An 11,334-nucleotide genomic window follows, 5' to 3' on the forward strand; every position below is an offset into this window, starting at 1 on the left:
CCTTTGTAAGTAAGGTTATTTTTTTGGCTTCAATCAGTTGTGTATTTTTCCTATATATTTGAATGAGTCGATCATTCATGAAGTATCTGCTGTTTTTCCTCTTTTTGGCTCCTTTGTCCTGCCTAGCGCAAAGCGTCGATTTTTCAGTCGATTTTTCGGAAGGTTGTGCCCCGTTGACAGTCAAATTTACCGACAAGTCCACTGCGAGCCCGATCACTGACTATCAATGGACTTTCGGTAATGGAAATAGCTCCGTACTTCAAAACCCTGGCGCAGTGTATACCGGTTCTGGTACATTTCAAGTGACATTGGTGGTTAAATCAGGAGCCACCACGTTGGGCACCAAAACGATGGACATTGTTGTACATGACAAACCTTCCATTGACTTTTCGTTTTCTCCTGCCGAGGGATGCAGCCCGTTGCCAGTGTCTTTTGTTGCTGAGAGCCTGACAGCAGGAAAGACCCTGCAGTCTTTCGAGTGGGTTTTTGGAGATGGTAGCTCAAGCAACGAGGAAGCACCTACGAACACTTACAAAAGCCAGGGCGACTACTCTGTTACACTCGTGGCAAAAGACCAGTTTGGCTGCGAAAGCACTGTTTCAAAAAGTGCTATCATCAAGGCCTACGGTATCAAAGCAACTATCGGGGCTGATAAGACCGTTTTGTGCGAAACGCCAGCACAAGTGAACTTTAATGCTACTGCAACCGGCTCAGGTGTGACTGGTACTGGTCAGAACATCAGTTACAAATGGGACTTTGGCGATGGTACCAGTAGCACCGCCCAAAACCCACCCCATACCTACTCAACTGTAGGCGATTATAAAGTAACAATGACAGCAACTGATGAAAAAGGCTGCCAGGATAGTCAGCAGCTTTCAGTTGTAATAGGCAGTGGTACTGGTATCTCATTCACAGCGTCTGCTTCACAGGCTTGTGTTGACAATCAGGTTTATTTTATAGAAGCATCTGACAAGACGATACTCTCCAGACACTGGGATTTTGGAAACGGGAAAACTTCAGAGGAAGCTTCTCCGGTCACCACCTTCAGCCAGCCGGGCAAATATCAGGTAGTGCTCACGGCCCAGCTACAGGGGCAGGCTTGTGAAGCAAAAACAGTAAAAGAGATTATAGTAGGCGCAGATGCAGCACCGTCGTTTACCGCCCAGCAAAAGTGCTCACTTCAAATCCAGTTTTCGAACAGCTCGACCAACAGCAACCGATGGAGTTGGAACTTTGGTGATGGAATGACCTCGGAAGACGAATCACCCATTCATGCTTATGCCGCTCCGGGGTTGTATCAGGTAACTTTGACCAGCTATAGCATTATGGACTGTGAGGCACTTTACACCCAGGAGGTTGAGGTGGTTCATATTGTCGATACAAAGATTCTTCCCGAAGACCAGCAAAGCTGTAGCGAAATTTCGCTGTCGGGTTGCGCACCGTTCACACTTCCGTTTACTTCTGTAACAGAGGCAAGTGAAAGCTACTCCTTACTCTGGACCTTTGGCGACAATACGTCGACCACCGAAGCCAATCCGATACATGTTTTCGCTCAGCCGGGTACCTATGAGGTTGTGCTATTGGCGACAAGCGCATCTGGTTGCACGAGCAGGAAAGAAGTGGACGTGGTGGTGTCGTCCACAGTGCCAACAGCGGCCTTCACTGTCAGCAAACAGGTTGTTTGCGCCTGGGAACCAATCAACTTCAGGAGCGAATCCCTGAATGCTACTTTTTATTGCTGGGACTTTGGTGATAGTACAGGGACTATTGAAGAGAACCCGATACATAGCTATGAACGGCCGGGGTTGTACACGGTGAAGCTTAAAGCAAAAAATGCCGGTTGTGAAGACGAGATTATTAAAACAGAACTAATAGAGGTATTGAACCCTTTTGTTGGTTTTGACTTTTCAAAAAGCTGCGACGATCCCAACACGATTAATATCAGCAACTTTTCAAGCGACTATGATGGCATTACATGGGAGTTTGGAGACGGCACCAAGAGCAACGAAATAACCCCATCGCACACCTATCCCGGCCGGGGCACTTATACATTGAAAGCTACCGCATTCAACGATGAAACGTCTTGCGTGGTATCGGTAGAGCAGGGAGTAAGCATTTACAACGTTCGGGCCGATTTTTCCACTGTCGACACCACCACATGTAAAGGTATTCCTGTTCAATTCAACGATGCATCAACCGATGCCGAACACTGGGCCTGGACGTTTCCTGATGGCAGCAAGTCGGATGTTACCAACCCGATGCAAATCTACTTTGATGCCGGGTACTTTGGAGCAGAGTTGACCGTTACTGACCCCGACGAGTGTACATCTACCATAAAAAAAGAGGATGTCATCAGGGTATTGGACATCGATGGCGCATTCAGTTTTATTACAAATAATAAATGCGACTCCCTCGTGGTTAACTTCAAAGACTTTTCCAGAGGATCTCCGGGTATAGTCGCCTGGGAATGGGATTTTGGGGATGGCGGCTCGTCGACGTCGCAAAACCCTGTACATGCCTACTACGACGAGATGAACTATAATATCGGGCTGACGCTGACAAATACTGAAGGCACGTGCTCGATATTCAGAGAAAACGTTATTTCGTTTGTTAAGCCTGTTCCCAGGTTCATGACGGAAGCCGATGCGTATTGTGTGAATGATACGTTGGTATTAGAAAACATATCGATGAACGCCGTCAGCTATAGCTGGGAACTCGGAGATGGCAGCACATCCACTGAGCTGGTGCCGGTTGTTTCTTACAACACACCGGGCAGTTACACCATCAAGCTTCTTGCGCAGGATGCTGATGGATGCCTGAGCAAAGAACCAGCGATCAAAGAGGTCATTGTTGCGCAACCGCAGGCTAAGTTCGAGGCTGTCAATACTTTTACCGAATGCCCACCGCTGATTACCACCTTTCAGGATAAGTCGGGCGAGGGCATTGCCTCTTACCAGTGGGATTTCGGCGATGGGCAAACATCGGCACTGGCCCAGCCGGTGGTGACTTATCTCATTCCAGGCGACTACTCAGTGTCACTTTCTGTAGAAGATGCCTATGGATGCATCAGCACAGTGACAAAAGACACCATAGTCAGTGTGGGTGGCCCCTATGGTTCACTTGACTTTGACAGTTTGAGCACTTGCGAAGGTTTTGATATACTGTTTGAAGCACATGGCACAAACACATCGACTTACAGATGGGATTTTGGCGATGGAGATGTGGTGGATACGCAAAGTAGTTCCATAAACAGAGCATACAATGAAGCTGGCAGCTATTTTTTAAACGTGGTCTTCATCAATTCACAAGGCTGCACTGTGCCCTATCAGGTGTCACCTGCCATCACCGTGGCACCCGGGCCCGAGTCCGACTTCATAATAAGTGAAATGTATCCGTTCACGCATGAGGAAGTGGTTGTGTCAGTAACCGAGGGTTCAGATAGTCTGGCGTACTTCTGGCTAGTAGACGGCATAGAGTGGGAGGGAAATGACGTTGCCGTGGCTTTCGAAAACTATGGAGACAACGATGTGACGCTCTTTACAAAAGACACAGTGGGATGCGGGTCTGCTGTTGTCCATTCTTTTTTTGTGCAAGAGGAAGTCACAGATCTCCCCAATGCATTTTCTCCAAACAACGACAGTTTCAATAACTCTCTTTACCTGCCTGGCGTGGAAAACGGCTTGTGGACACTTGAAATATACTCCCGGTCGGGCAATCAGGTATTTCGCAGGGAGCGATATGCAAATGACTGGGAGGGAGGAGAACTTGCCGCCGGTGTTTACTTCTATCAGCTCGCCAACGAGTTGCGACCTGAAAAAAAATTGAAAGGTTACCTTCATCTTGTCAGGTAATAGTGAAGGCGAGCCGTAACTGCGCTGCCCTGTTATACTCTACTGCCGTGAGTCACTGCTAGGAACCACTTGAATTTTTCTTTTGACCTTTCTGAACCAAAAGTTAAAGCTTGCGTTAACAAAAATGTTAAACAAAAAAGTAAAGGGCTTTCGTTCATGAAAATAGAAGAAGCACAGACTGAGCAGGTGATTAAAGAGAAGGCCAAAGAGCTGTTTTTTAAGAAAGGGCTGATCAAAACAACTACCCAGGAAATTGCTGACGCCGCTGGGGTGAACAGGGCTTTGATCCATTACTACTTCAGGTCGAGGGAGCATATGCTGAGTATTCTGCTGGACGAAGCGATGGAAGAAAAGCGGGCACGGGTAAAAAGCATTCTTTCATTCGACCTGCCATTTAGGGAAAAGATAGCCAGGTACATTGATGCGATCATTACTTACAACATGACGTATCCCTATCTGGAGAACTTCATCATCAGCGAAACGGTGAGAAACAAGGATAGAACCGAAGCCTACTGCGCCAGGAACCAGTCCCGATCAAGTGACCTGATTCGTGATCAGCTAGCCGAAGAAATCCAGCAGGGAAGGCTGGCGCCCATTACGCCCGAACATTTTTTGGTTAACCTTATTGCGTTATGCAACTATCCAATGCTGGCTAAGCCTATTTTGAGAACTATTCACGGCATGACGGAAGAGGCTTACCACGAATTTTTGCTTGAACGAAAACAGGTCATCTACATGACCATTTTTAAGGAAGAAATGCCATCAGTTAGCTAATGACTTCTTCTTCAACCAGTAACTTATTGATAAACTTTTAAGAACAAATTTGAGTATGCAGCTTTTTCTACGGAAAGCACATTTGTTTCAAAAAGCATCCCTCAGGATGTCGATGCTGACACTTGTGTTAGTTTTATTGAATACCACTTTATCGCTGGGCCAGAGTGGCGACCCACTGGAGGTTGCCACACTTGACAAGGTGGTGGAATATGCCCTGGCTCACCAGCCCAATGTGCAGCAAGCCCTGATTGACGAAGAAATCACCGACAAGGCCATCAAAGGGAAGCTGGCCGACTGGTATCCTCAGGTTAATTTCACCTATAACTACCAACGGTTTATTGACTTGCAGGCGAGCGTGATAGGAGGGAACGTGATCCGGTTTGGCGTTAATAATACCTCTTCGGCACAGTTCAGTGCCAGCCAGGCTGTCTTCAACAGAGATGTACTACTGGCCAGCAGTACCGCTTCTCAGGTAAGAAGTCAGGCAGGTCTCAATACCAGCCGCAGTAAAATTGACGTGGTAGTGAATGTGACCAAAGCATTTTATGATGCCCTGGCCATGATGCAGCAAATAGAGGTGAGCGAGGAATCAATCGTTAGGCTGGAGCGGAGCCTGAAGGATGCACAAAGCCGGTATAATTCGGGTGTGTCGGATAAAACGGACTACAAAAGAGCCACTATTTTGCTAACCAACGCCAAAGCCTCTTTGAAAACCAACCAGGAACTATTGAAGTACAAGCAAGAGTACCTGAAAACGCTGATGGGCTATCCGCTTGATCAGAACTTGCCGGTGCAATATGATCCGCTGTTGATGGAAGAGGAAATAATGCTCGACACCACACAGCAAGTGAATTATGCTGATCATATTGACTTTCAGATCATGCAGTCACAGAAAAGTCTTCAGGAGGCCAATGTGAACTACAGTAGGTGGGCCTTTCTGCCGTCTGTCAGTTTGTTTGGGAACTATAATCTAAATTATCAAAACAATAACTTCAGCGACTTGTACAACACCACCTATCCCTTTTCTTTTGTGGGTGTTACATTAGGTCTTCCGCTTTTACAGGGAGGAAAAAGGCTTGTTAAGATACAGGAAGCGAACCTGTCGAACGGGAGGTTAGACCTTGGACTGAAAAACCTGAAGAGCGCCATAAATACTGAGTACACCAGAGCGCTGGCTTCCTACAAAAGCAATTTGGGACTCTACCAGGCTCAAAAGGACAATGTTGAACTTGCTGAGGAAGTGTATGACATCATTCAGCTTCAATACCAGAGTGGCGTAAAAACCTACCTCGAAGTCACTATCGCAGAAAGCGACTTGAGAACTACCCGTATCAATTATTACAATGCCCTGTACATGGTGCTTGCCAGCAAAATGGATGTGCTGAAAGCCCTGGGCCAAATCAATTATTAATTCTTTAATTACTCAACCATACATGTCAGTGAATAAAATTTACATCTTTTTTGCCTTTGGCTTACTGCTAATTGCCGCAGGATGCGGAAGTAACAATCAACAGGGAGGGCCAGCACGGGGCCCGGTAGCAGTCACCGTGAAAGAGGTCAACTACACAATCGCACCTTTTTATGAAGAATACCCGGCTACTGTGAAGGCTTTGCAGGAAGTTGAGCTTCGTCCACAGGTGAGTGGTTATATCACGGGAATCTTCTTTAAAGAAGGTGATAAAGTAAAAAAAGGGCAGAAGCTCTACACCATCGATCAGCAGCAGTCGCAGGCGGCATATAGCCAGGCATTGGCGAACCTTGCTGTGCAGGAGGCTAATCTCGATAAAGCAAAAAAGGATTTTGAAAGATACAAAGAGCTTGAAAAAGACGATGCGATTGCCAAACAACAGGTAGACTATGCTGAGTCGGCCTATACCTCAGCCAAGCAACTTGTGGAAGCAGCGAAAGCCACTGTGAACAGCGTTCAAACCAATGTGCGCTACTCGACGATTGTGGCGCCATTTGACGGAACCATTGGCATTTCGGCAGTGAAGCTTGGTGCGTCGGTAACGCCCGGCCAAACGTTGCTTAACACTATTTCTTCCGATGACCCCATGGCAGTGGATGTAGTTATAGACCAAAGTAAAATCAGTCGCTTTAGCCAGATATTGGCGAAAGGCAGTGATAACGCAGCCGATTCCACTTTCAGGCTGGTGCTTGACAAGTCTTTGTACCCGCATTTTGGAAAGCTAAGCTTTATCGACAGGGCGGTAGATCCACAAACGGGCACTATCAAAATTCGGGTGGAGTTGCCAAACCCTGAGCACATGTTGCGCCCGGGCATGAGTGGCAGCCTGCAAGTGTTGTCGAACGTGTCTGGCAAATCTATCACCATACCTTTCAAAGCCGTGACAGAGCAGCTGGGCGAATTCTTTGTCTATGTGTCCGACGGCAGCAAGGTGTCGCAAAGGCGGGTAAAACTGGGGAAACAAATTGGCAGCAACGTCATCGTTGCCGATGGTTTGAAGCAAGGAGATGTCATTGTGGTGGAGGGTGTTCAGAATCTTAGAGAGGGAGCTGCCATCACCGTTGCCTCACCTGCCGCAGCGAAGTAAATAATTCAACCAGAATCTATTCAATCAAGAAAAAATGGTCGCAGATGTTTTTATAAAAAGACCCGTAACCGCCATCGTCATATCTATTGTGATTGTGCTGGTTGGTCTGATAGCGATGAGCACATTGCCCATCTCTCAATACCCTGATATTACGCCTCCCACGGTAGCAGTGAGTGGCCTGTATATAGGAGCTGATGCTGAAACAGTAGAGCAAACCACCACCACGGCGATAGAAACGCAAATAAACGGTACGCCGGGCATGACCTACATGTCGAGCAATAGTACCAGCAGTGGTGCGAGTGGCGTCACTGTCACATTCGACATAGGCACTAATATCGACATTGCTACGCTCGACGTCCAAAACCGGGTAAGCGTTGCTGAGCCCACTCTTCCAGAGATTGTGAGGAGGTTGGGACTTACTGTTCGTAAAAGGAACCCGAGTATCTTTATGGCACTGGCGCTATACTCTCCAGGAGGCACACATGACGCTACTTTCCTTGGCAACTTCGCCAATATCTACATGAAAGATGCTCTCCTTCGGGTAAAGGGAGTAGGGGATATCTTTTCAGTCGGTGACGATTTTGGTATGCGTATTTGGTTAGACCCTCAAAAACTCGCTAACCTCAAGATTACCCCAGCTGAAGTGAATGCCGCCCTGCAGGAACAAAATCTTCAGATTTCGGCAGGAACAATTGGCAGCACACCTCAGGCTTCAACGCAAACATTTGAGTTCAATATACTGACAAACAGTAGGATAAGTACAGTTGAAGACTTTGAAGATATTGTAGTAAAAACCAACCCAATCACGGGAAATATGGTTTACCTAAAGGACATTGCCAGGGTAGAACTCGCCAAAGCAAGCTATGGCAACCATCCGTTTGTGATGGGTAAGCCAGCCTCATTTGTGCTGCTCTACCTGGAGCCGGGTGCCAATGCCCTGGAAACAAACAATGGCGTGCGGGAAACCCTTGCTCAGCTTAAAGCCAGCTTCCCCAAAGACGTGGACTACCTGATTCCACTGGAAACAACATCCGTTGTAGAGGTGTCTCTAAAAGAGGTGGCCTTTACGCTGATGGAGGCCATGATTTTGGTGATTCTGGTAGTATTCCTCTTCCTTCAGACATTCAGAGCTACATTAATCCCCATACTGGCGATCCCAGTATCGCTGATAGGCACGTTTATCTTCTTTATTCCCTTTGGCTTCACTATCAATACGCTTACACTTTTTGCGTTCGTGCTTGCAATTGGTATTGTAGTGGATGATGCCATTGTGGTGGTGGAATCGATTCAGCACAATATGGATGCACATAAGCTTTCAGCAAAGGATGCAACCATTAAGTCGATGAAGGAGATATCCGCACCCGTTATCGCCATTGCACTTATTTTGGCTGCGGTGTTTGTCCCGGTTGGCTTTGTGCCAGGGATCATTGGCAAACTTTACCAGCAATTCGCCATTACCATTGCTATTTCGGTATTGATTTCTGCTTTTGTTGCTCTTTCGTTGACACCGGCGTTGTGTATGTTGCTGTTGAGGCCGTCTGATCAGTCTAAAAGCAAGAAAGGGCTGGAGTGGTTCTTCAGCCGGTTCAACCGTTGGTTCGACAAAGTGGCGGGTTCGTATACCAATGGGGTAAGAAGGTGGATTAAAGGGACACCCTACGTGCTGGTGATGATGATTTGCCTCTTCGTTGGGCTTTTCTTTCTGTTTCAAAACAAATCGACCGGCTTTATTCCTACTGAGGACGAAAAACGTTTTTTTGTGACGTATGAAATGGCAGAAGGCACGTCTACAAATCGGAGTATTGAAATGCAGTTGGAGCTTCAAAAGCGAATCATGACACTACCATCGCTGGATGTAGTGGGAGGTTTGGCCGGATTGAACATCCTCACCTTTTCTAATAAATCGAACGTAGGAACACTGTTTGTGAACCTAAAACACTGGGACGAACGTGATCCGGAAACGGAGAGTGTGGAAAAAATTATTGGACAGGTCATGGCCATGACTTCCGATATCAAGGAAGCAAGAGTGCTGGCAATTGCACCTCCGCCTATTCCGGGTCTTGGACGGTCGTCCGGATTCACTTTCGAGCTGTTACAAACCAGTAGCCCCGACGATATCTTCGGTTTTGAGGCGACCATGCAAAAGTTTATTGCAGCGGCTAATCAGCGGCCTGAGATAGCAGCGGCCTACTCGTTCTTTTCGGCCCGTACCCCAGCTTACCAGGTCGACCTGGACAAGGAAAAGGCAAAAAAGATGGGCGTCAATGTAGCCCAGGCCTATAGTACATTGTCGACTTTGCTGGCAAGTAGCTATGTGAACGATTTTAATATCTACGGGAGAAACTTTCGGGTGGTAACCCAGGCCGATACTGTGTACAGAAAAGACATCGATGACATCGGTAAGTATTTTGTGAAAAACAGCATGGGTGAGATGGTACCATTGAGCGCTCTTATCACCACCAAGGTGATAGAAACGCCAGCGCTGATCTCGCATTACAACATCTACCGGTCGGCGGAGATTCTCGGTACTTACGCTCCGGGCTATAGCAGCGGTGATGCCATTAAGGCGTTGCAGGAAGTGGCAGCAGAGGTGCTGCCGAATGGCTATAGCTATGAGTTTGGTGGCATGAGCTACGAGGAAGTAAAGGCTGGCAACACGCAGAGTATCATATTTCTCGTGTCCATTGTCTTTGTCTTCCTGTTTCTGGCGGCACTCTACGAAAGCTGGTCTATTCCATTTTCGGTGCTGTTTGCCGTGCCTATCGGTGCCTTTGGCTCAATTTTGACCCTCACATTTCTGCCCGGGCTTACCAACAATATCTATGCTCAAATTGGCTTGATTACGTTGATAGGGCTGGCAGCCAAGAACGCCATTCTGATTGTGGAATTTGCAAAAGAGCGGGTTGACGCCGGGCAGGACATTATAGAATCAACGCTGGAAGCTGTAAGGCTGCGTCTGCGGCCCATTATCATGACGTCGCTGGCGTTCATTTTGGGTGTGCTGCCGTTGGCGATCTCCACGGGCGCCGGTGCCGAAGCCAGAAAAACCATTGGCTGGACGGTGGCAGGAGGGATGGTGGCAGCTAGCTCCCTCGCCATCTTTGTGGTGCCGGTACTCTACGTCGCTATTTCGAAAATTGCTTATAGGAGAAGAATGAAAAGAGCAGGAGCTGTCTAATGCCCGGAATTAGTTGATCTGGCAGAAAATAACGAGGCCCGGACGACAGTTCGGGCCTTCTTTGTTAACATCTACCGATGCCAGCCAGGAGTTTTGTTTTGCGTTTGGATGCTCAAGTGGGAATGTGGGGGCTTTTCCAAGATAACCCGAAAAACATCTCTTTTTTGAAAACCTATCTGCGAACATTCTGTTCGAAGAACAATCAAACAAATTAATCATGAAAAAATTATTCGTTCTAATGCTGGCTTTAGCTACTTCATCAGTGGCTTTCAGTCAGGGAAAAGATGTTGTCGATATTGCGATCGGCTCTTCGGATCACACTACACTTGTTGCTGCAGTAAAAGCGGCTGACCTAGTTGCCACCCTGAAAGGTGAAGGGCCCTTCACTGTATTTGCGCCAACCAACGCTGCGTTTGCAAAACTTCCGGCAGGTACTGTTGAAAGCTTATTGAAGCCGGAGAACAAAGCACAGTTGGCAAAAATATTAACCTACCATGTAGTACCCGGAAGATTCGATGCTGCTGCCGTTGTGGCCGCTATCAAAAGTGGGAAGGGAAAGTCTGAACTAACAACTGTGAGTGGTGGTAGGCTAGTTGCGTCGATGGAGGGAATGAAGGTGAAATTGACTGACGAATCAGGCAATGCTTCATATGTAACAGCAACTGATCTAAAGGGTACAAATGGCTTTGTTCATGTCATTGATACTGTGGTGTTACCCAAGTAATTTATCCTATTGAGTTGATCAAAAGCCCCCTTTCACGGAGGGCTTTTTTGTTAATCCCGGAATTGTCATTAGGAATTAGGACGGAGCAAAAGGCCAGTTGAAATTTTGGGACTCTGTCCAGATTCCTTCAATCCATTTTCTTCGTTTCATTGCCAGAGAAAGGTTGAGTATTTTCTGACTGCCGGATTTGGTTATATAGCCCCCAATAGCAAAGATTTTATACCTGAGTGTTTTGAGTTGATGGAGCTTGTC

The 11,334-nt window shown here is 47.1% G+C and carries 6 protein-coding genes; all 6 read left to right on the forward strand.

The window, feature by feature from the left end; all coding sequences use genetic code 11:
* Positions 1-62 precede the first annotated feature (62 nt).
* The 6 genes from GC130_RS29175 (at position 63) to GC130_RS19580 (ending at position 11,082) form a co-directional block, all read left to right on the forward strand.
* On the forward strand, positions 63-3,851 hold the full coding sequence (locus tag GC130_RS29175; protein ID WP_152000041.1) for a PKD domain-containing protein: 3,789 nt from the start codon (positions 63-65) through the stop codon (positions 3,849-3,851).
* Positions 3,852-4,007: 156 nt separating this feature from the next.
* Positions 4,008-4,625 carry a TetR/AcrR family transcriptional regulator gene (locus GC130_RS19560; RefSeq protein WP_152000042.1) on the forward strand — a complete coding sequence of 206 codons (618 nt, stop codon included), beginning with the start codon at positions 4,008-4,010 and terminating at the stop codon, positions 4,623-4,625.
* Between the two features lie 55 nt (positions 4,626-4,680).
* Complete coding sequence (locus tag GC130_RS19565; RefSeq protein WP_152000043.1) at positions 4,681-6,036, forward strand: TolC family protein; 1,356 nt, start codon at positions 4,681-4,683, stop codon at positions 6,034-6,036.
* A gap of 22 nt (positions 6,037-6,058) precedes the next feature.
* Positions 6,059-7,180 carry an efflux RND transporter periplasmic adaptor subunit gene (locus tag GC130_RS19570; RefSeq protein ID WP_152000044.1) on the forward strand — a complete coding sequence of 374 codons (1,122 nt, stop codon included), beginning with the start codon at positions 6,059-6,061 and terminating at the stop codon, positions 7,178-7,180.
* Between the two features lie 34 nt (positions 7,181-7,214).
* On the forward strand, positions 7,215-10,358 hold the full coding sequence (locus GC130_RS19575; protein ID WP_152000045.1) for an efflux RND transporter permease subunit: 3,144 nt from the start codon (positions 7,215-7,217) through the stop codon (positions 10,356-10,358).
* Positions 10,359-10,575: 217 nt separating this feature from the next.
* On the forward strand, positions 10,576-11,082 hold the full coding sequence (locus tag GC130_RS19580; protein ID WP_152000046.1) for a fasciclin domain-containing protein: 507 nt from the start codon (positions 10,576-10,578) through the stop codon (positions 11,080-11,082).
* Positions 11,083-11,334 lie beyond the last annotated feature (252 nt).

It is taken from the genome of Imperialibacter sp. EC-SDR9, assembly GCF_902498805.1.
Classification (GTDB): Bacteria; Bacteroidota; Bacteroidia; order Cytophagales; family Cyclobacteriaceae; genus Imperialibacter.